At 61.7% G+C, this 20,886-nt stretch carries 22 protein-coding genes; 15 read left to right on the top strand and 7 right to left on the bottom strand.

The genetic code is table 11. The features are described from left to right. Positions 1-6: 6 nt before the first annotated feature. The 3 genes from GOX53_RS02245 to GOX53_RS02235 are packed head-to-tail and all read left to right on the top strand — an operon-like array spanning position 7 to position 2,868. Positions 7-846, top strand: coding sequence for a carbohydrate ABC transporter permease (locus GOX53_RS02245; RefSeq protein ID WP_171173354.1), 840 nt, complete (start codon positions 7-9; stop codon positions 844-846). Beyond that, positions 843-1,871 (top strand): Gfo/Idh/MocA family protein, encoded by a 1,029-nt coding sequence (locus tag GOX53_RS02240; protein WP_171173353.1) that lies wholly within the window; start codon positions 843-845, stop codon positions 1,869-1,871. The genes GOX53_RS02245 and GOX53_RS02240 overlap by 4 nt, the downstream gene beginning before the upstream one ends. Before the next feature lies 1 nt (position 1,872). Then, positions 1,873-2,868, top strand: a complete 996-nt coding sequence (locus GOX53_RS02235) for an ABC transporter ATP-binding protein (RefSeq protein ID WP_171173352.1) — start codon at positions 1,873-1,875, stop codon at positions 2,866-2,868. 7 nt (positions 2,869-2,875) lie between these two features. On the opposite strand, the gene GOX53_RS02230 is transcribed toward GOX53_RS02235, so the two are convergent. Continuing rightward, positions 2,876-3,712 carry an IclR family transcriptional regulator gene (locus GOX53_RS02230; protein ID WP_171173351.1) on the bottom strand — a complete coding sequence of 279 codons (837 nt, stop codon included), beginning with the start codon at positions 3,710-3,712 and terminating at the stop codon, positions 2,876-2,878. Positions 3,713-3,928: 216 nt separating this feature from the next. Here GOX53_RS02230 and bhcA point away from each other — a divergent pair, with 216 nt between their 5' ends. Genes bhcA through bhcD form a run of 4 tightly spaced genes read left to right on the top strand, consistent with a single transcriptional unit; the run spans position 3,929 to position 8,275 of the window. After that, the gene (bhcA, locus tag GOX53_RS02225) at positions 3,929-5,119 is read left to right on the top strand and encodes an L-aspartate--glyoxylate aminotransferase BhcA (RefSeq protein ID WP_171173350.1); all 1,191 of its coding nucleotides are present in this window, start codon (positions 3,929-3,931) and stop codon (positions 5,117-5,119) included. 10 nt (positions 5,120-5,129) lie between these two features. Further along, positions 5,130-6,104 carry a beta-hydroxyaspartate dehydratase BhcB gene (gene bhcB, locus GOX53_RS02220; protein WP_171173349.1) on the top strand — a complete coding sequence of 325 codons (975 nt, stop codon included), beginning with the start codon at positions 5,130-5,132 and terminating at the stop codon, positions 6,102-6,104. Between the two features lie 12 nt (positions 6,105-6,116). After that, positions 6,117-7,280: a 3-hydroxy-D-aspartate aldolase BhcC gene (gene bhcC / locus GOX53_RS02215; RefSeq protein WP_171173348.1), complete on the top strand. Its 1,164-nt coding sequence runs from the start codon at positions 6,117-6,119 to the stop codon at positions 7,278-7,280. Positions 7,281-7,294: 14 nt separating this feature from the next. Beyond that, a complete protein-coding gene (gene bhcD, locus GOX53_RS02210) occupies positions 7,295-8,275 on the top strand; it encodes an iminosuccinate reductase BhcD (protein ID WP_217351627.1) in 981 nt (326 codons plus the stop codon). A 30-nt stretch (positions 8,276-8,305) separates the two neighbouring features. On the opposite strand, the gene GOX53_RS02205 is transcribed toward bhcD, so the two are convergent. From GOX53_RS02205 to GOX53_RS02185, 5 genes are all read right to left on the bottom strand, one after another. Continuing rightward, a complete protein-coding gene (locus GOX53_RS02205; protein ID WP_171173346.1) occupies positions 8,306-9,262 on the bottom strand; it encodes a DMT family transporter in 957 nt (318 codons plus the stop codon). Positions 9,263-9,401: 139 nt separating this feature from the next. After that, positions 9,402-10,682 (bottom strand): alanine racemase, encoded by a 1,281-nt coding sequence (locus tag GOX53_RS02200; protein ID WP_217351626.1) that lies wholly within the window; start codon positions 10,680-10,682, stop codon positions 9,402-9,404. After that, complete coding sequence (locus tag GOX53_RS02195) at positions 10,675-11,298, bottom strand: D-arabinono-1,4-lactone oxidase (protein ID WP_371810242.1); 624 nt, start codon at positions 11,296-11,298, stop codon at positions 10,675-10,677. The genes GOX53_RS02200 and GOX53_RS02195 overlap by 8 nt, the downstream gene beginning before the upstream one ends. Beyond that, the gene (locus GOX53_RS02190) at positions 11,199-12,101 is read right to left on the bottom strand and encodes an FAD-binding protein (protein ID WP_171173344.1); all 903 of its coding nucleotides are present in this window, start codon (positions 12,099-12,101) and stop codon (positions 11,199-11,201) included. The genes GOX53_RS02195 and GOX53_RS02190 overlap by 100 nt, the downstream gene beginning before the upstream one ends. Continuing rightward, the gene (locus GOX53_RS02185; RefSeq protein ID WP_171173343.1) at positions 12,101-12,493 is read right to left on the bottom strand and encodes a c-type cytochrome; all 393 of its coding nucleotides are present in this window, start codon (positions 12,491-12,493) and stop codon (positions 12,101-12,103) included. The genes GOX53_RS02190 and GOX53_RS02185 overlap by 1 nt, the downstream gene beginning before the upstream one ends. A gap of 93 nt (positions 12,494-12,586) precedes the next feature. Here GOX53_RS02185 and GOX53_RS02180 point away from each other — a divergent pair, with 93 nt between their 5' ends. The 5 genes from GOX53_RS02180 to GOX53_RS02160 all read left to right on the top strand — a co-directional run bounded on the left by GOX53_RS02180 (position 12,587) and on the right by GOX53_RS02160 (position 15,801). After that, the gene (locus GOX53_RS02180; RefSeq protein ID WP_171173342.1) at positions 12,587-13,201 is read left to right on the top strand and encodes a TetR/AcrR family transcriptional regulator; all 615 of its coding nucleotides are present in this window, start codon (positions 12,587-12,589) and stop codon (positions 13,199-13,201) included. A 155-nt stretch (positions 13,202-13,356) separates the two neighbouring features. Next, positions 13,357-13,734, top strand: a complete 378-nt coding sequence (locus GOX53_RS02175; protein ID WP_171173341.1) for a hypothetical protein — start codon at positions 13,357-13,359, stop codon at positions 13,732-13,734. Beyond that, positions 13,731-14,780: a Rieske 2Fe-2S domain-containing protein gene (locus tag GOX53_RS02170; RefSeq protein ID WP_171173340.1), complete on the top strand. Its 1,050-nt coding sequence runs from the start codon at positions 13,731-13,733 to the stop codon at positions 14,778-14,780. The genes GOX53_RS02175 and GOX53_RS02170 overlap by 4 nt, the downstream gene beginning before the upstream one ends. Further along, the gene (locus GOX53_RS02165) at positions 14,777-15,538 is read left to right on the top strand and encodes a hypothetical protein (RefSeq protein ID WP_171173339.1); all 762 of its coding nucleotides are present in this window, start codon (positions 14,777-14,779) and stop codon (positions 15,536-15,538) included. Before GOX53_RS02170 ends, GOX53_RS02165 begins: the two co-directional genes overlap by 4 nt. After that, complete coding sequence (locus tag GOX53_RS02160) at positions 15,535-15,801, top strand: hypothetical protein (RefSeq protein WP_171173338.1); 267 nt, start codon at positions 15,535-15,537, stop codon at positions 15,799-15,801. Before GOX53_RS02165 ends, GOX53_RS02160 begins: the two co-directional genes overlap by 4 nt. Before the next feature lie 24 nt (positions 15,802-15,825). On the opposite strand, the gene GOX53_RS02155 is transcribed toward GOX53_RS02160, so the two are convergent. Beyond that, the gene (locus GOX53_RS02155) at positions 15,826-17,418 is read right to left on the bottom strand and encodes a GMC family oxidoreductase (RefSeq protein WP_171173337.1); all 1,593 of its coding nucleotides are present in this window, start codon (positions 17,416-17,418) and stop codon (positions 15,826-15,828) included. A 110-nt stretch (positions 17,419-17,528) separates the two neighbouring features. On the opposite strand from GOX53_RS02155, the gene GOX53_RS02150 reads away from it, so the two are divergent. The 3 genes from GOX53_RS02150 (at position 17,529) to GOX53_RS02140 (ending at position 20,883) form a co-directional block, all read left to right on the top strand. Continuing rightward, positions 17,529-18,761 (top strand): TRAP transporter substrate-binding protein, encoded by a 1,233-nt coding sequence (locus GOX53_RS02150; RefSeq protein WP_171173336.1) that lies wholly within the window; start codon positions 17,529-17,531, stop codon positions 18,759-18,761. A 95-nt stretch (positions 18,762-18,856) separates the two neighbouring features. Continuing rightward, positions 18,857-19,525, top strand: a complete 669-nt coding sequence (locus tag GOX53_RS02145; RefSeq protein WP_171173335.1) for a TRAP transporter small permease — start codon at positions 18,857-18,859, stop codon at positions 19,523-19,525. Further along, positions 19,525-20,883, top strand: coding sequence for a TRAP transporter large permease (locus tag GOX53_RS02140; RefSeq protein WP_171173334.1), 1,359 nt, complete (start codon positions 19,525-19,527; stop codon positions 20,881-20,883). The genes GOX53_RS02145 and GOX53_RS02140 overlap by 1 nt, the downstream gene beginning before the upstream one ends. Positions 20,884-20,886 lie beyond the last annotated feature (3 nt).

Here is a 20,886-nt window from a genome sequence, read left to right as displayed (position 1 = left end):
AGAGAAATGAACAAAGCCCGCAGAAACCCGTTCAACATCGCCGCCATGCATGGTGCGCTGATCGTCTATACGCTGATCGCGCTGTTCCCGGTCTTCGTGATCCTGATCAACAGCTTCAAGACCCGCAAGGCGATCTTTCGCGAACCGCTGAGCCTGCCGGATGCCGAGAGCTTTTCGATGATCGGTTACCAGACGGTGATGAAGCAAGGGGATTTCTTCCTCTACTTCCAGAACTCGATGATCGTGACGGTCGCTTCGCTGTTCTTCATCCTGCTCTTCGGCGCCATGGCCGCCTTTGCGCTGAGCGAATACCGGTTCCGGGGCAACACGCTGATGGGGCTGTATCTGGCGCTTGGAATCATGATCCCGATCCGTATCGGTACGGTGGCGATCCTTGAGATGATGGTGGCGACCGGGCTGGTCAACACGCTCTGGGCGCTGATCCTGGTCTATACGGCGCAAGGCTTGCCGCTGGCCGTCTTCATCCTCTCCGAGTTCATGCGGCAGGTCAGCGATGACCTCAAGAATGCTGGCCGCATCGACGGGCTGAGCGAATACACCATCTTCTTCCGCCTTGTGTTGCCGCTGGTACGGCCCGCGATGGCCACGGTAGCGGTGTTCAACATGATCCCGATCTGGAACGACCTGTGGTTCCCGCTGATCCTTGCGCCTGCGGAAGAGACCAAAACCCTGACGCTGGGCAGCCAGGTCTTCATCGGCCAATTCGTGACCGACTGGAATGCGGTTCTGTCCGCGCTCAGCATGGCGATCCTGCCGGTGATGGTTCTGTATGTCATTTTCTCGCGGCAACTGATCCGCGGCATCACCTCGGGGGCGGTGAAATGATCCGGGTTCTGATCGCTGGTCTGGGCAATATGGGGCTGAGCCACGCGCTGGCGCACCACAATCACGCGGGCGCCCAGATCGTGGGGTTGGTGAACCGTTCGGGCGAGGTCTCGCATCCCGATCTGCAAGGCTACCCGGTTTTCACCGATTTCCACGCGGCCCTGGGCCAGACCAACCCGGATCTGGCAGTGATCGCCACCTATTCCGACAGCCATGCGGATTACGCCTGCGCCGCGATGGAGGCAGGGGCGCATGTTTTCGTAGAAAAACCTCTGGCCACCGCCGTCGCTGACGCACGCCGTGTCGTTACCAAGGCCAAGGAAACAGACCGCAAGCTGGTGGTCGGCTATATCCTGCGCCATCACCCCTCGTGGATGCGCCTGATCGATGAGGCACGAGGTTTGGGTGGCCCATATGTCTTTCGCCTGAACCTGAACCAGCAGTCTGATGGGCCGACATGGGAGACGCACAAGGCGCTGATGCAGACCACCTCGCCCATTGTCGATTGCGGTGTGCACTACGTGGACGTGATGTGCCAGATCACTGACGCCCTGCCCGTCCGGGTGCATGGCATGGGCCTGCGCCTGTCAGACGAGATTGCCGCGGACATGTACAACTACGGCCAGTTCCAGGTGATCTTCGCGGACGGGTCGGTCGGCTGGTACGAGGCCGGATGGGGCCCGATGATGTCCGAGACCGCGTTCTTCGTGAAGGACATCGTCTCACCCAACGGCGCCGTGTCGATCACCGAGGGCAACAAGGGCGCCTCGGACGATGTGGACGGGCATACCAAGGTCGGCGGCATCCTCGTCCATCGGCCCTCGGGCGACCAACTGATCGAAATGGAGGGCGAGCCCGGCCATCAGCAGCTCTGCGATGCCGAACAGGCCTACATGCTGCGCGCCATCGCCGAGGATATCGACCTGACCCGCCACATGAGCGATGCGGTGCAATCGCTGCGCATCTGTCTGGCCGCCGATGAAAGCATAAGGACCGGCGCGCCGGTCGACCTGAAGGAGACATGACGTGACCGCCCTGAAACTCACCAATGTGTGCAAGTCGTTCGGCCAGGTCGAGGTGCTGAAGAATATCGACTTGACCGTCGAGGAGAGCGAATTCGTGGTCTTCGTCGGTCCCTCGGGCTGCGGCAAGTCCACCCTGCTGCGAGTGATCGCGGGGCTTGAGGATGCGACCTCGGGCACCGTTGAAATCGACGGCGAGACGGTCAACGAAACCCCGCCCGCCATGCGCGGTATCGCCATGGTGTTCCAGTCCTACGCGCTCTATCCGCATCTCACGGTCAAGGGAAACATGGCGTTGGGTCTAAAACAGGCGGGCCATCCCAAGGACGAGATCGAACGCCGGATCGCCGAGGCCAGCCGGATGCTGTCGTTGGAGCCCTATCTTGAGCGTCGTCCGGCGGAACTCTCCGGCGGACAGCGCCAGCGGGTCGCCATTGGGCGGGCCATCGTGCGCAATCCGAAACTGTTCCTGTTTGACGAGCCGCTGTCGAACCTCGACGCCGCTCTGCGCATGAATACCCGTGTCGAGATTGCCAACCTCCACCGGCAGCTCAGCGCCAGCATGATCTACGTCACCCATGACCAGACCGAGGCGATGACGCTGGCCGACAAGATCGCGGTGCTGCGAGACGGGCGGGTGGAACAGGTCGGCAGTCCGATGGAACTCTACAACAACCCGGCCAACCGGTTTGTGGCCGAGTTCATTGGCTCTCCGTCAATGAACCTGGTTCCGGCGGAACTGATTGGCAGATCTGCCGGTGAATTCGTGGGCATCCGCCCGGAATACGCCCGCCTTGGCGAGGCTGGTGATCTGAAAGGCACCGTCGTCCACGTCGAAAAGCTGGGTGGAGACACGAATGTGCTCATCGATATCGGCGCGGACAAACCGTTCACCGCTCGGGCCTTTGGGCAATATGAGATCGAACCGGGCGCGCAGATCGGGATCGACTATGACCCGGCCAAATGCTTCAGCTTCGGTTCGGATGGCGCGCGGCTCTGATTTATTGCTAGTCCTGCCACCCAGTTGGTTTCGGAATTGCCCCGCCGCTTAGCCGCGTGATTTCAGCCGCCGCGTCCGCCACCAGCGGGCCAAACAACGCCACCTGCTCGGGCGTGAAACGGCTGCTCGGACCCGAAATCGAGATACCTGCGCAGGGCTGTCCGTTTTCGTCGAATATGGCGCTGCCGATGCAAGACATGCCTTCATGCCGTTCGTCTGCGTCGAAGGACCAGCCGCGTTCACCGGTGCGCGCAAGATCCTCGAATAACGCCTGCGGGGTTGCCAGCGTGTTTGCCGTGAAGGGGGTCAGCCCATTGCCCTGTAGCAGTTTGCGAATCCGGTCCTCGGACAGGGCCGCCAGAATGGCCTTGCCGGTCCCGGAGGCATGCATCGGGGTCCGGGTGCCGGGCGAAAAGAAGGCGCGGATCGGGTTCTGAGTCTCGACCTGCCCGATGAACACCACCTCGCCTCCATCAGGCACCGCAAGATTGGCGGTCTCACCCGTCTGCTCCATCAGCGCCCGCATGATCGGCTGGCCGATCTCGGTCAGGCTTGCCCGGCGCAGATAGGCCGATCCGGTGCGATAGGCCTCGATCCCAACCAGCCATTCCTGAGTGTCCTCGTCGAAGGCGACGAAATCGTGTTTTTGCAGCGTGGTCAGGATGCGGTGGGTCGTGGCCGCCGGAATCTCAAGGCCCTGGGACAGATCGGTCAGGGTCGAACGCCCGGCCCGCGCCACGGCCACGAGCAGCCCCAATGCCCGATCGAGCGATTGCAGGGTGGCGGCGCTTCCTTCGCTGAACGGAGATCTGGGCCGTCCGCGTTGGCGTTTCTGAGTCGTCATGGGATAGCCCTCCTTACCTCAACAATGCCTTTTGCCAACGCGTAAGTGCAAAGAAAAATTTTTCCAAAACCGCACCAGCGTAGAAACTGAAAATAAAAAACAGGAATTATTTCAACTGCTTGCATTTTTCACTTTGCTTTTGGAAATATTTTTCAGAAAAATTGCAAGCGGGGCAACAAAGACGCATCCTGAGACCAAGCAACAGAGGATGCCGTCATGTCAGATCAGAACCCGGTCTTCATTCCCGGCCCGACCAACATCCCGGATCGGCTGCGTCTGGCGATGCAGGTGCAGACCCGCGACCACCGGGCGCCGGATTTTGTCGAAACCTTTGCACCGGTGCTGGAAGACACCAAGACCGTGATGAACACACGCGATGGCACGGTAATCACCTTCCCTGCCAGCGGCACCGGTGGATGGGAGGCGGCGGTCAGCAATACGCTCAGCCCCGGCGACACCGTACTGGTGGCGCGCTACGGCATGTTCTCGCATCGTTGGATCGACTTGTGTCAGCGGCACGGGCTGGACGTGCAGATCATCGAAACTCCTTGGGGCGCGGGCGCGCCTGCGGACCGGTTCGAGGCCGCGCTGAGCGCCGACACGGACCACAAGATCAAGGCCGTGCTGGTCACCCATAACGAAACCGCCACCGGCGTGCGCAGCGATATCGCCGCCGTGCGCGCGGCCATGGATGCCGCCAGCCACCCGGCGATGCTGTTCGTCGATGCCGTCAGCTCGCTGGCGTCGATGGAGTTCCGCATGGATGACTGGGGCGTCGATATTGTCGTCTCTGGCTCGCAGAAGGGTTTCATGCTGGCCACCGGAATGGCCATTCTGGGCGTCAGCCCTAAGGCGCTGGCGGCAATGGAGGGCGCCAAGCTGCCGCGCACCTTCTTCGATTTCCGTGACATGACTGGCGCCAATGCTTCCGGCGGCTTTCCCTACACCCCGCCGCTGCAACTGATCTACGGGATGCGTGAAAGCTTGAAGATGTTGTTCGAAGAGGGGCTGGTGAATGTCTATGCCCGCCATTTCCGGTTGGCCGAAGGCGTGCGCCGCGCGGCAAGCGCGTGGAGTCTGCCGCTCGTGGCGCAATCGCCGGATCTCTATTCGGACACGGTTAGTGCGATGTATGTGCCCGAGGGGTTTGACAGCAATGCGCTCACCGATCATGCCTTCAACGCCTATGGCGTGAGCTTTGGCATCGGGCTGGGCGAGATGAACGGCCGCGCCTTCCGCATCGGTCATCTGGGCAGCCTGACGGATGTAATGGTGCTGAGCGGCCTTGCTACTATCGAGATGGCGATGGTCGATCTGGATTATCCGATTGAACTGGGCAGCGGCGTGGCGGCGGCACAGGAATACTTCCGCCGCGCCCACGGCAACTCCGTCAAATCCGCAGCGTAAGGAGGCAGATGTGTTGGACGCCCTGACAGCGGCTGCAAGCCTGACCATCGACGATGTCCGCGCGGCCCATGCGCGGATCGAACCCTATATCCACCGGACGCCGGTCCTGACCTCGACCTATCTCAACGAATTGACCGGCGCTGAATTGTTCTTCAAATGCGAGAACTTCCAGAAGGCGGGCGCCTTCAAGGTGCGCGGCGCATCCAATGCGGTGTTCGGGTTGAATGACGAGGTAGCGGTGCGCGGCGTGGCGACCCATTCCTCGGGCAACCACGCACTTAGCCTCAGCTATGCCGCCGGACGCCGGAACATCCCTTGCCACGTCGTCATGCCCCGCACCGCGCCCGAGGCCAAGAAGGCCGCCGTGCGCGGCTATGGCGGGCTCATCACCGAATGCGAGCCTTCGACCAGCAGCCGCGAGGCAGTGTTTGCCGAAGTGCAGGCGCAGACCGGGGCTGAGTTTGTGCACCCCTATAACGATCCGCGTGTGATCTGCGGACAGGGCACCTGTTCGCTGGAACTGCTGGAACAAGCCCCCGGCCTGAACGCCGTGGTCGCGCCAATCGGCGGTGGTGGTATGGTGTCGGGCACCTGCCTGACGCTGTCGAACCTCGTGCCCGAGATCGAGATCTACGCCGCCGAGCCAGAGCAGGCTGATGATGCGGCGAGGTCGTTTCGGGCGGGGCATATCATCGCCGATGATGCGCCGGTGACCGTGGCCGATGGGCTGAAAGTGCCGCTGAAAGAGAATACCTGGCACTTTGTCTCGAACCATGTGCGTGACGTGCAGACGGCGTCCGAGCAGGAGATCGTCGATGCGATGCGGCTGATCTGGCAGCGGATGAAGATCGTGATGGAGCCCTCCAGCGCCGTGCCGCTGGCAGTGATCCTGCGCAACCCCGAGGTCTATCGGGGCAAGCGTGTGGGTGTGATCGTCACGGGGGGCAATGTGGATCTGGGCAAGCTGCCCTGGAATGAGGGGTGAGGAGATATGGCCATGAATGCGCAAGTGAAATTGGACGAGTTGGAAGTGGGTTTTGACGTCCCCGCAGCCATCGGAATGGATGAGAGCGCGATTCAGACCCCCTGTCTGATCCTCGATCTGGACGCGCTGGAGCGCAACATCCGCAAGATGGGCGAATATGCCAAGGCGCATGGGATGCGCCACCGGGTGCACGGCAAGATGCACAAGTCGGTCGATGTGGCCAAGCTGCAGGAAAAGCTGGGCGGCGCGGTTGGTGTGTGCTGCCAGAAGGTCTCCGAGGCGGAGGTGTTTGCCCGAGGCGGGATCAAGGACGTTCTGGTTTCGAACCAGGTGCGTGATCCGCTCAAGATCGATCGGCTGGCCCGGCTGCCCAAGACCGGCGCCAAGATCATCGTCTGCGTTGATGACATCGACAACGTGGCAGACCTGTCGGCAGCGACCCAAAAGCATGGCACCGAGCTGGAATGCTTTGTGGAGATCGACTGCGGAGCGGGGCGCTGTGGCGTGAACAGCACCAATGACGTCGTGCAAATCGCCAGGGCGATCGATGCGGCACCGGGTCTGAAATTCACCGGCATTCAGGCATATCAGGGTGCGATGCAGCACATGGACGCTTACGAAGACCGCAAGGCCAAACTGGATGTTGCGATTGCCATGGTGGCAGACGCGGTTGAGGCGTTGAAGGCCGAAAGACTGGAGCCTGAACTGGTTTCGGGTGGCGGCACGGGCTCGTACTATTTCGAAAGCGACTCGGGCGTTTACAACGAGCTTCAGTGCGGCTCTTACGCCTTCATGGACGCCGATTACGGGCGCATCCTCGACAGGGACGGCAAGAGGATCGACCAGGGGGAGTGGGAAAACGCGCTGTTCATCCTGACCAGCGTCATGAGCCACACCAAGGTGGACAAGGCGATCTGCGATGCGGGGCTCAAGGCACAATCGGTGGACAGCGGCCTGCCGACCGTATTTGGCCGCGATGACGTGCAGTATCTCAAGTGTTCGGATGAGCATGGCGTGATCGGCGATCCGCAGGGCGTTCTCAAGGTCAACGACAAGCTGCGGTTGGTGCCGGGGCACTGCGACCCGACCTGCAACGTGCACGACTGGTACGTCGGCGTGCGGAACGGCAAGGTTGAGGCGCTATGGCCGGTCTCGGCACGCGGCAAGGCTTATTGATGATGGATGGTGTCATGCAGACAGGCGATGTGCTGATCGTGGGCGAAGATATTTGCCAACAGGTCGTCGGGCGCAAAGACGCGTTCGACGCCGTCGAGGCGGTGTTCGGTGCCATGGCGCGGGGGGATGCCTATAATTTCCCGGTGATCCGCGAGGCGATTGGCTATGCGGATGCGCTCTACGGCTTTAAATCCGGGTTCGACCGGGCCGGGCAGGTGCTGGGCCTTAAGTCCGGCGGCTACTGGCCTGGAAACATGGAGAAAGGCCTGACCAACCACCAGTCCACCGTTTGCCTGTTCGATCCTGACACTGGCAGGCTATCGGCTCTGGTCGGCGGCAACTATCTGACAGCGGTGCGGACTGCAGCCAGTTCCTCGGTCTCCATCGCGCATCTGGCGCGGCGGGACGCGAAGGTGTTGGGCATGGTTGGCGCCGGGCACCAATCCGCCTTTCAACTCCGCGCGGCGGTTGAACAGCGCGATTTCGACAAGGTCGTCGCCTGGAACCCGCATCCCGAGATGCTGCCGCGTCTGGCGGCAGTAGCCGAAGAGCTGGGACTGGCCTTCGGGGCGGTGATCCCCGAGGAACTGGGCGCGCAAGCGGATGTGATCATCACCATCACCTCGGCTTTCGAGCCACTCGTGATGACCGACTGGATCAAGCCCGGCACCCATGTCGCCTGCATGGGCACCGACACCAAGGGCAAGCAGGAGGTCGATCCGGCGCTACTGGCAAAGGCCGCCGTGTTCACCGACGAGGTCGCGCAATCGGTCTCGATCGGCGAGGCGCAGCACGCGGTGGCGCGGGGCATGATCTCGCAGGACGACATCACCCCGATCGGCGCGGTGATCAACGGCGATCATGCCGGGCGAACGAACCCTGATCAAATCACCCTGTTCGACGGCACCGGCGTGGGCCTTCAGGATCTGGCCGTAGCCTCTGTCGCCGCCCGGCTCGCGCAGGAACAGGGGCTGGCGGGCCACGCTGCCCTCTGACCGGTTTCCCTCGCCGTGGCGGGTGCGGACCTATTCCTCGGGCAGGCCAAGCTGTTTTGGCCGGGGTGAGGGCCCCGCATCCATCCGCGGGTTGGGTGCTTTCAGAACCGGCGTGCGCGGCGACACATCCTCGCGGCTCTCACGCCAGACTACGAAGATACCCGAGGCAATGATGATACCCGCGCCAATTGCTACGTACATGTCCGGACGCTCGTTGAAAAAGAGAGCGCCGAAGACCGTGGCCCAGATGATCTGGCTGTATTGGCTCGGTGCGATCACCGCAGCCGGTGCGGCGCGGTAGGCGAGAATGACCAGATGCTGGGCGCCGACGGACAGCAGCCCGACCATCGCCATCATGCCCAGATGCAGCAGCTCGGTCGGTTGATAGACCGCTGGTTGCAGCATGCCCATCACCAAAACCGCAAGCAGCATTGGGTAAAGGATCAGCACCGCCGAGCGTTCCTTACTCCCGATCTTGCGCACGAGGATCGTGGCCAGCGCGCTACAGGACGCCGCCGTCAGCGCAGCCAGGTGGCCCAAAGTGAGATCGGTCGCCCCGGGACGCAGGACCACCAGAACGCCGATCAGACCGACGCCCACCGCAGCCCAGCGTTGCCCCCGTACCACCTCGCCTAGCAGCGGCACCGATAGCACGGTGACGATCAGCGGAAACGAGAACAGAAGCGAGTAGACCTGTGCCAGTGGTAGTGTCACAAAGGCATAGAACGCGCAGGACATGCCTGCGATCATCAAACAGGCCCGCAGCAACACCAGCCAAGGGTGATGTGGTAGGAAATTGTCCACCTTACGGTCCGCCAACATCGTCACCGTCATCGGGACAAAGGAAAACAGCGTGGCGAAGAAGATGATCTGGAAGATCGAATAACTGTTGCCCAGCGTCTTGATCAGGACGTCATGGGTGGCAAAGACGGCAAAGCCCAGAAAGGCAAAGCCCAGGCCCTGCACGGTGGGGGCGGGTTTGGTCATGGCGGCGACCTCGGATCAATGGGCTGTCTGCCCGGTATGTTTCGAAAACTGAGACGTCCCGGTGGCAACCTAGGACTGGGCTCTCATACCGGCAAACCGGGGCGGAACAAAAGCCCTTTCGACCGTTGGTTCGGCGATTTCAGGCCGATGCCTCATAAACAGGCCAAAATTCGGAGATTTCGCCATTCTCATAGACGGCAATGTCGCCGAATTGCAGGAAAACCGCCTCGCTCTGCTGCGGCCGCAGAAAGACGAAATCGTCCGGCCTGAGGTCCAGATGCGCACCCCCATTGAGCATCTCCTGGTTCGAAGAATGGCCCCAGATGCCGTTATACTCCAATCCCGGCGGATCGACCGGATCTGCCTTCCAGTAGCCTCCATAGATGAAGGCGGTCTTTCGGGAGTTCGGGTTCCAGACCTGCTGTGCCTTGCCCACGAACTCAAGCCCGGTCAGCGGCAGCTCGGTGCGTTCATAGGTCTTGAGTACCGGTGCTGCAATGAAAGCGGCGGGCGAGAACGGGTCCAATAGGTCGAGGTCGAACTTCGACGGCTTGACCAGAGCCGATCCGACCGCCACCTCGTTGGCCACTTCGGTCGAGCTGTAGTTGCGGAACGTGGGACTGCCTGCCGCGTTCAGGACCTTGCCGTGTAGTGAACCGTCCCCCAACGCTGTTCTGACCGCATCCTGCGCCGCCAAATACCTGTCCCAACTGTCCCACAGCGCCCTGCCTCGCAGGCCGAACAGGTCTGGGTGGCCCGAGACATGCACCTCATATCCCATCAGCCCGCTGAACTGGAGATTGGGATCGTTGTCAATGGCACTGACTGCAGCGATGATCCGGTCGCGGTCCGTGAAGCCGCCCCGGTGCAGACCCACGTCGATCTCCAGCGAAATGCACAGAGTGGTGTCGGTTTCGGCGGCCAGCGCGCTGTATTGCGCCAGTCGTTCGGGCGTGTCGATCAGCCATTGCACATTGGCAACAGCCTGCGGGTTGCGCACCTCACTCAGGTACTGCCGCGCCGCCGCGACCGGCAGCGGTTTGCCCAGCAATTGGTCGGCCTGCGGCTCGGTCCGGGATTGGCCGATCAGCATCGGCAGGTTGAAGGTCATCAACCGGTCGGTCCCGGTGCGGGTGGCGATATGACGGATCAGCCGTTGCGCCGGCAGAGATTTAGTGACAATGCGATAGCCCATGCCGGGTGGAAGCGAGGCCATGAGCGCGTCGATATTGGCGTCCAACCGGGCCTTGTCTATGACCAGCGTGGGCGTGGCGATGCCGGCGCGGTGCAGGGCAGATTGCAACTCCGTGAAATAGGGCTGGCGCGGCCCACTGTTGTCACCAGGTCGACTAGCGACTACCCCTGCCCCGGCCAGCGCCGCGCCGCCGATCATTATGCTGCGTCGGGACAGTTTAGGCATGGGCGGTTTCTCCAAAGATCTTGGCTAGATGCGGGTTCAGCATCTTGCCCTCGGGGTCGAGATCGCGACGCAGTTCGTTGAATTCATTGAATTGCGGATAAAGCGTGCGCAACTCCTCATATCCGAGCGAATGCAACTTGCCCCAGTGCGGGCGGCCGCCATGTATGCGGAAGACCGGCTCAATCTCGGTGAAGAAATAGCCGTGTTCCTCGCGATGCGCCGCATGTACGGCAATCGACATCCGCTCTGCGTCGTTGAACGGGCTCAGCCAGGCGTCGTCCGGTGCGGTTCTGCGGATCTCGACCGGGTAGTAATTCGCGGGGTTGCTTTCGAGAATCCGCGCAACCTCGCGAAAGGCCTTCAACCCGGTCTCAATCGGCAGGTGGTATTCGATTTCGTTGAACCGGTGCGGGCGGGTGGTCGAGAGCATCTTCCAGTAGACTTCGTTGACGTCCTCGATCTGACCGCGCGGAAAGCCGGCGGCCAGCACATTGCGCCGCAGCCACGGCCACCAGCCTAGATGATCGCGCACCGTTTCCAACGCTTTGAGCATCTCATTGCCGTCTTTTTCCGCCGCGATCCCCTGCACCTCACCGGTATGTTCGTCATAGGCGATATCGGCGGCCAGCGGAGCGTTGGGGACGAAGTAAACCTCGTAGTTGCGGTGCGTTCGGAACCGTTCTTCGGCCGTTCCAGAACCTCCTCGACCGGATCCACCCACATGCGCCTGCGCAACGCATAACTCTCGCGCAGGTTCAGCCGGTATCGGGTGATTACCCCGAGAGCGCCCAACGAGACCTTGGCCGCCGCGAACAGGTCCGAGTAGCTGTCGCGGGTGATATCCAGAACATCTCCGCCGGGTGTGACCAGCGTCAGCCCATAGGCGTGATCGTGCAGCGCGCTCAAGGTTGAACCGGTGCCATGGGTGCCGGTCGAGAATGACCCGGCCAGTGTTTGCACGTCGATATCGGGAAGGTTGTCAAATCCCAAGCCCACCTCGTCCAGCAGCCGCGCAGCGTGGCGCAGCCGGGTGCCCGCGCCCATGGTCGCGGTTCGTGCACCAGAATCGTGCTCGATAAGCCCCGCGAGCTTGCCGATATCGACAAGCGAGCCCTCGCTGGGCACCAGAGCAGTGAAGGAATGACCACTGCCGACAGGCCGGATCGGCCCGGGTGCGGATTTCATCAGGTCGGCCAGCTCGCCCGGATCGCCGGGGGTCGCGATCTGTTGCGGGGTGGCGGCTTGGTTGCCCGACCAGTTCGACCAGCTCCGCACGCCTTCAGGTGTCGGAGTGACGTCGAAAAATCCGTCTCGGGTACGGTCTGTGGCACTCCACGCCGCGTATTTGGCCGCAGGCACGGCGGCCACGACACCCGCCCCTGCTCCGATCTGCAGCGCCCGTCGTCTTGAAACCGCCATCACGTACCCTCCGTCGCCATAAACGCGATCAATCGTTTGAAATCCCCATCGCTACAATCAGTACAGAATCCCATGGCCGGCATTGTGCCCCGCCCTGCCCTTACCGACGCCACCATGGCGTCGAGGCCGCGCTCGACCAGAAGCGCCTGCCACGCCGCCGCATGGCCGGTCAGCGGCGCCTCGCCTTCCGGGGTTGCGTGGCAGGCCCGGCATGTGCGGTCATAGATCGCCGCCAGCCCATCGTCGCCGGGGACGGCGCTTTCGGCATAGGCGATCTGCGATGCGGACGGTGCGGGGATTCCTGCGCCCAGGCTCAACCGCGGCCCAAGGATCAGATAGCCGCCAACGACCACTATGCTCGCCAAGATCGCCAACAGGGCAAGTCTGTTCACAGTGCCTCTCCCAAAACAATAGTAATTACTATTTATCTTTTCACGCGCATGTCAATGGCGTAGGATCACAGGTACAAGCGGTTGGGGAATGTCATGAGAACACAGCGCCTTGAGCCAAGAGCCCGGCCAACGCAGAAGCGAGCCGGGCAGACGGTCGATCTGATCCTGACAACGGCGGCAAAGCTGTTGGAGGAAAACGGATTCGAGGAGCTGACCACCAACAAGATCTGCACGGCTGCCGGGATCACGCCGCCCGCGCTCTACCGCTATTTTCCCAACAAATACGCCTTGCTATGTGAACTTGCGACGCGCCTGATGGCCGCCCAGAACGCCGATCTTGCCCAGACCGCCATCACCAAGGGCGGCGCACGCCCCACAGTTGCCGATATGGAAGAGCAACTGGCGGCACAAGTCCGCATTACCCGCGCTTTCCCCGGCGGTGTTGCCATCATGCGGACGCTTTACGCCACCCCTCAGCTGATCGACATCCGCCTGTCGTCGCACTGGTCAATGGTCGACGGGCTCAAGTCCTCGCAAACCTGGCTAGCCGCACGGATGAGCGAGCCGGAACTGATCCGGCGTCTCAGGTTGGCGGTTGAGCTTGGAAACTCGGCCATCGAGATGGTCCTGGAGGATCCCGATCTGGATGAAGCCTCGATCATCCATGACGTGGCCGAGATGATTGTGGCGTATCTGACCAAAACCTGAGCGCCTGCGCTGCTCAGAGGTAACGACCAACGAACCAGCGGTAACAGAACGGCGATTGCGCCCAAAGGGGCGGTTGCCAACGGCTTTGATCCGGTGCGATGGTTGGTGACCGAGGGGTTACCCGGCCTGACCGGCACCGAGCAGGGAGGAATGCAATGAACGCAGCAGAGGGGCTGTTCTGGCTGGCCCGGATCTGGCTGATCGCTGGCGGCCTTGTGGCTGCCCTGTTTCTGACCGTTGGGATCGACCGGATTGATGAGGATGCGCGGGGCGCTTACGTGTTTCGCCCCCTTCTGATCCCCGGCATCCTGCTGATCTGGCCTCTGGTGCTGTGGCGATGGTGGACACTGGAAAGCGGCCGGTTTGACCCGAACAGCCGGTATCGACCAGTGCGCGCCGCGCACGGACTGGTCGCTATCGTTTTGTGCATCGTGGTGCTGGGTACCATCATTCTGGGTCTGAGCGTCCGCCAGCACTGGCCCGCCGATGTCGCGCCACAAAGGCTGACGGCGTTCGGAGAGGTCAGCCAATGAGCGTCAAATACATCCCCGTCCAGTGGAATCGGAACAAGTGGATTTATGACGGCTTCATGCTGGCCGGTGTCGTCGGGTTCCTGACGGTCTTCCTCTATCTCAGCCCCGAATTGCTGAGCCACAAGCGCCCGATCAACCCGCAAGTGCACAATGCCCGCGCCTTCGGGGCCTGCACCTTCATGATGCTCAGCATCATTCTGGCCATCGGCCCGCTGGCCCGTCTCGACCGCCGGTTTCTACCCCTGCTCTACAACCGCCGCCATTTCGGAGTGATGACAGCCGCCGTGGCGCTGACGCATTTCGGCTATATCCTCAACTGGTATTTTGCCTTTTCGTCCTCGAACAAATACGAGGCACTTCTGTTCGCGAATACGAGCTATACCCAAGCCTCGGGCTTTCCGTTCGAGGCGTTTGGCCTGCTCGCGCTGATGTGCCTGCTGATTCTTGCCGCGACCAGCCATGATTTCTGGCTCAAGTTTCTGACGGCGCCGGTCTGGAAGCGCATCCATTACCTGATCTACGTCGCCTACGCCTCGGTCGTGGCGCATGTCAGCCTTGGCATCCTGCAGGACCAGAAGAACCAGCTTTTCACCTGGATCTTCATCATCACCGCACTTGTCGTGGCCGGTTTGCACCTGGCCGCGTTCCTGCATGAGCGCAGGGCGGGTGATCCGGTCGGAAACCCCGACGAACAAGGCTGGATCGCGATCTGCGAGGCCGAGGACATCCCAGAGGCGCGGGCGAGGATCGCGGTGCTGCCCGATGGCGACCGGGTGGCAGTGTTCCGGATGGAAAACAAGCTCTCGGCCATCTCGAACGCCTGTGCGCATCAGAACGGGCCACTGGGCGAAGGCAAGATCATCCGATGCCTCGTCACCTGCCCGTGGCATGGATTCCAGTATGATGTGCGCAGTGGCCGCTCACCGGCGCCGTTCACCGAGACGATCCCCACCTACCGGCTGACAGTGCGGGACGGCACGGTCTGGGTCGATCCCGCCGCCAATCCGCCCGGCACTTACGTCGAGCCGGTGGAGGTGCCGGCATGAAACAGGACAAGACCCCGTTTTTTGTCGGGTATCTGAAGCCGCCCAAGAAACTCCGCCCGTTCCTGTTGGCCGCGGGCCTGTTCGTGGTGTCGTTCCTGACCGTTGCGGGCCTGTTGCTTGGGGCCGCTCAGGACGATCCCGGCAACGGCGCCTTTCGCTTCGACTATGGCCGCCAGACAGTGACCGGTGTGGTCGAGATGCTGCCCTATCCCATCCTGCACGTGACCGAAGGCAATGACCGGATCAAGGCGGGACACACCCTGATGCTGGCGGCGCCGGGCAAGAGGGGCGTGGTGGCGATGGCCTCACCCTTTGAAGGTCAGAGCGTCACCGCGTCCGGCATCGTTCTCGAACGCGGATCGCTCGACATGATGCAGCTGCGCGGCGGTGGGCAGGGTCTGAAAACCGCTGAGGGTGCCGCCTCACCGCCGCCGGTGGAGCCACTGGGCCGCTGGCGTCTGGCTGGTGAGATCTGTGACGGCAAATGCCTGGCCGGCGCCATGCGTCCGGGCCGGGGGCTCGCGCATAAGGCCTGCGCCAATCTCTGCCTGATCGGGGACATTCCGCCGGTCTTTGTCTCCAGCCAGCCGGTCGAGGGCTCGGAATATCTGATGGTCGTGGATCAGGATGGGGGGCCCCTGCCCGAGGCAGCCTATGACTACGTGGCCAATTTCATCTCGCTTGAGGGGGACGTCGAACGCCATGGCGATCTGCTGGTGCTCAGGATGGATGCGGACACGATTGAGGTGCTGCCATGAGCAAGCGTATCCTCTGGATGATCATCACCCTTCTCGCGGCCGCCATCCTGTTCTACCTGTCGCGGTTCTGGGTCTTCGACCTTTGGGGGCGCGAGGGGCTGTTCGGCATCCAGCAACTCCGGCCTCAGGGCGGGCTGCTGGGCCGTTGGCTGCGCGGCACACCACTGGCGCCGTTCGAACTGCTGATCTGGGTGATCGGGTTCTTCCTGATCCTGACCGGGCTCGAAAAGGCCTACGACCGGCTGAGCAACCGCGACAAATAACGGGCGCGGCTGACGCCGCCCCGTTCAGGCTGCCAAGACCAGATCGCTGGCCTTTTCCCCGATCATGATCGCCGGAGCATTGGTGTTGCCAGAAACGATTTCCGGCATGATCGAGCAATCGGCCACCCGCAACCCCTCAACCCCGTGCACCCGCAGCTGCGGATCGACCACCGCATCCTCGCCACGCCCCATCTTGCAGGTGCCGGTCGGGTGATAGATGGACACCGAGTTGCCGCGTGCCCAGTCCAGCGTGCCCTCGTAGTCCTCCATGTCGAGGCTGGCCTGCGGACGGAATTCCTCGGCGATCTTCGACTTGAGCGGCGCGTGGCGGGCGATAGAGCGAGCGACCTTCACGCCATCGACGATGGTGCGGCAATCCAGTTCGGTGGACAGGTAGTTGGGGATAATCTTCGGATAGGTCTTCGGGTCGGGTCCCGTGAGGCGGATCTCGCCCCGGCTTTCGGGCCGCAACTGGCAGACCGACATGGTGAAGGCCGAAAACGGGTGCACCCCCTCGCCCGGGCTGTCCGCCGACCAGGGCTGGACATGGAACTGGATGTCGGGCGTTGCCAGATCGGGCCGGGTCTTCATGAAACCAGTCGCAAGGCTTGCGGCCATGGTCATGGGACCGGCGCGGAACAGCGCGTATTTCAGAGCGATGCGGGCCTGATTGAACAGGCTGCGCACCTCGTCATTCAGGGTCGGCTCGTTACATTTGTATACAAGACGCGCCTGCAAGTGATCCTGCATCCCCTGCCCGACACCGGGCAAATCATGCAGCGGGGTGATACCGTTGTCCTTCAGTTGATCCGCCGGACCGATCCCCGACAGCATCAGGGTCTGTGGCGAGTTGATCGCGCCTGCCGACAGGATGACCTCGCGATTCGCTATGATGGTCTGCCGGTTTCCCGAGCGGTCCAGATAGGTGACGCCGGTCACCTTGCGGCCCTCCATCTCGATTCGCTCGACCATCGCGTGCGTGATGATCTGCAGGTTGTCCCGGCTGCGTGCGGGTTTCAAGAACGCCACGGCAGAACTGCACCGGCGCCCGTTGCGGGTGGTGAGCTGAAAGTAGCCCACCCCCTCCTGCTCGGCGCCATTGTAGTCAGGGTTGAACGGATATCCCGCCGCCTGCGCTGCGGCGACCCAGGCATCACAGATCGGGCGCTGGATGCGCATATTCGATACTGCTAGCGGTCCCCCGGTGCCATGAAATTCATCCGCACCCCGTTCCTGATCCTCGGATCGCTTGAACAGCGGCAGCACGTCCTGCCAGCCCCAACCTTCGTTGCCCATCTGACGCCAGCGGTCGTAATCCTCTTTCTGCCCGCGCACATAAAGCAGACCATTGAGCGAGGACGACCCGCCCAGCACCTTGCCACGTGGCCAGTCGATCGAGCGTCCGTTCAAGCCCGGATCAGGCTCGGTCCTGTAGCACCAGTCCAGAGACGGGTTGTGCATGGTTTTGAAATAGCCGACCGGGATGTGGATCCACGGGTTCCTGTCCGGCCCGCCCGCCTCGAGCAGCACTACCTTATTGCCAGGGTTGGCGCTCAGGCGATTTGCGATCACACAGCCGGATGATCCAGCCCCGATGACGATGAAATCAGCTTCCAAAACCGGTCCTCCCGACTCGTCCTTGAAAAAACTTCTATACAAAACGCATAAAATAAGCTAGCTATTTTTGAAACGAAACGTCTCAATAATTGCATCAAGGGAGGATGAAGATGGGACTTAGCAAGAATCTGAGCCGGATTTCGCGGCGGGATCTGTTTCGCGTAGCGGGGACTTACGGGTTCAGTTCGACCCTGCTGGCAGCGGGCAGCTTCGGGGGCGCAATGAGCCTTGCGAACCTGGCCTCGGCAGCGGAATCTACCTATGAAAAACGCTTTGCCAAAGAGGCCAAACATACGCTGAAATTCGGCGCATCCGGCTTCAACGCACGCAACCTGCTGATCGAACGCGCCGGCGCGCTTGAGTTCGCGCGCGATCTTGAAGCCCGGACCGACGGCGAGATTCGCGTCGAGTTCATCGGCGACAACCAGATTTGCGGACAGCTGAGCTGTGTCGAGAAAACCCAGCAGGGTATCGTGGACATCTACGCGGCCTCGACCCAGAACTCGGCAGGCGGCGCGCCCTATCTCAACGTGCTCGACTATGCCTTTGTATTCCCGGGCCGCGCGTCCCAGTATCACTTCCTCTATCACCCCAAGAGCCAGCAGATCCTGCGCGAGCCGCTGGAAAAACGCCATGGCCTGAAGTTCCTGTTCAGCCATTGCGAACTGCGCGGCATCCAGTTGGGCCTGAGCTGGAAGGATCGCCCGACCGTTACAAAGCTGGAAGAACTGTTCGGCACCAAGAACCGGGTGACGGGAACGCAGCTGGGCCGCATCGCGATGAACGCTCTGAACCTGAATCCGGTGCCTGTTGCGTGGGAGGAAACGCTCGACGGTCTAAAGCAGGGCCTGATCGACGGGGCCGAGACCTGGGCCAGCGCCGTGGCCTATGCCAACATGTCGCCGGTGGTCAGCCAGTCGGTCGATCTGCGTTTTTTCTGCGGCACCGAGCATACCTCGATGTCGGCCAAGGTATTCGACGGGCTGGAAGGGTACCTGCAGGATGCGGTTTTGGAATCCGCCTACTGGACCCAAGCCCACGTACAGGCCGCCAACGAAGCCGCGCTAGTCAAGACCGTGGGCTTCAGCGATCCGCAACTGCCGGGCACGGTCTTCGCCGAAAACGAAGTGCGCCCCGCCTTCCTGCCGGACAGCGAGATCCGCATGGCCGAAGAGATGTGCTCGCCCGAATTCCAGCCGCAGCTGTGGGAACAGTGGCGTGACCGCCTGAACAAGTGGGCCGGTGGCATGGACACCTATCAGGAAATCTACACCATCGCCCGCGAGGTCGAGGCGGACATGAAGCCTGAAAACGTCGAGCCGCGCCGCTGGTGGAAAGGCTGATCCGGGTCTAGGCTTGGAATTGGGCCCGGCGCCATTTGCAGCGCCGGGCCTGTTTGCCCCGGGCGTCTCGCCCATTGGGTTTATGGGAGGAATGCATGTCGATCTTGTCGGATATCGGCGCGATATTCAGCGCCTTGGCCTCGCAGGACAGTTGGGAAATTCGCAACGCCTTGGAATCCAACGCCGCCTGGGTACTGGGCACGGTGGCAACCGCCGCAGGCGGGCTGCTGGTGCTTTGGATCTATCGCAAGGTACCCTTGCTTGACCGGCACCTGGAGCGTTCGATCATGGTCTGGAGCTATCTGGCCGTTGCCTTTATTATCTTCTGGGGCGTGATCGACAGGTTCGTGTTCAAGAACCAGCAGCCCTGGTCCACCACCATCCCGCCGCTGCTGTTCATGATCATGGCGTGGTTCGGCGCGGCCTTCAACGTGCGCCTTCGGACGCATCTGAGTTTCAGTGAATTCCGCACAATGATGCCCCGCTGGGGACAAATGGGATGTTTGGTGCTGGATGCCGTGCTGTGGTTCAGCTTTGCAGTGATCGTCGTGGTCACCACGTCGCGCCTGACGGCGTTGTCGGCGTCCAACTTCCAGATCGTTCTGGGCACCGACAGCATTCTGCAATGGTGGTTCCTGATCACCGCGCCGATGTCCTTTGTCCTGATGGCCGCGCGGGTCTTCGAAAATCTGGCTGACGATATCGCGGCCTGGCGCAGTGGTGAACCGCTAATCAAACAAGCCGTTATCGGGGGGGATGTGTGATGGCCGACGGAACCTGGGTTACTCTGATCTCGCTGGGCGTCACGTTCCTGTTCATGCTAGGCGTGCCGGTACTGCTGGTCATCGCTTATTGGGTGATCGGCTGCTCGTTCGTGCTGGGCCTGACCCTCGACAATATGGGCGCCGAATTGCTGAACGTCTTCAACAAGGGCTTTGCCCTACTGGCGATGCCCCTCTTCATCCTGACGGGGGACCTGATCAACCGCTCTGGCATCGCCCGGCGGCTCAGCGATTTTGCCTATGCCTGTCTGGGCTGGATGCGCGGCGGTCTGGCGATGGCGTCACTGGGCGCTTGTGGGCTATTCGCCGCCATTTCGGGCTCGAACTCGGCCACAACGGCCACCATCGGCTCGATGCTGCATCCCGAGATGGTCAAGGGTGGTTATGACGAACGCTTCTCCGCTGCCACCGCCGCAGCAGGCGGTACGGTGGGTATTATCATCCCACCTTCGATCATCTTCATCGTCTACGGCTTTCTGATGAACCTGCCAATCTCGGACCTGTTCGTGGCAGGCATCTTGCCCGGCACATTGATGGTCGTCGGGATGCAGCTTGCCTGCTGGATCATCTGCCGCCGCAATGGCTGGGGTTTTCTGATCCCGCTGCAACTGAACCGGGTTCTAAAAACGGCCTTTGGTGCCTGGCTTGGTTTCTTCGCAATCGGGCTTGTTCTGTGGGGCATCTATACCGGCAAGTTTTCTCCAACCGAGGCCGCCGGGGTCACCGTTGGGTTCTGCGTGATCGCGGGGCTGGTCAGCTATCCGCTCAACAAGATCATGGGTGCCCAGGGTGAAAAGCCGGTTGCCGAGAAATCCTATGCCGAGATGTTCGTGGTCGAAGGGTTCAAGGTGACCGAGATCCCGTCAATCGTGGTGCGCTCGGCACAGATCACCGGCATCCTTGCGCCGCTGATCGCAATCTCGGTGGTGATGCAGCAGATCCTGTCATTGCTGGGTGCCCAGGCAACCATCGGCGGGTTCGTGACCTCGATGGGCGGCTATTACGCGGTTCTGTTCACCTCGATGGTCATCGTGTTCTTTTCGGGCATGGTGCTGGAGAGCCTGCCTGTGACGATCATCCTCGCCCCAATTCTGGCGCCGATTGCGGCCTCGGTCGGGGTGGATCCGATCCATTTTTCGGTGATCTTCCTCGTAGGGGCCTCGATCGGGTTCATCACCCCGCCTTATGGGCTGAACCTCTATGTCGCGTCGGGCGTGACGGGTGTTCCCTATTTCCGACTGCTTCGCTATACGGTCCCCTACCTTGCAGCGCTGATCAGCGTCTGGCTTCTGGTATCGCTGGTGCCTGACACTGCACTGATCCTGCTGCCCAACAAGTAGGTA

It is taken from the genome of Ruegeria sp. HKCCD8929 (assembly GCF_013031405.1).
GTDB lineage: Bacteria > Pseudomonadota > Alphaproteobacteria > Rhodobacterales > Rhodobacteraceae > Ruegeria.
The sequence above is the reverse complement of the archived record's forward strand: the minus strand, read 5'-3'. Positions and strand labels throughout refer to the sequence as shown.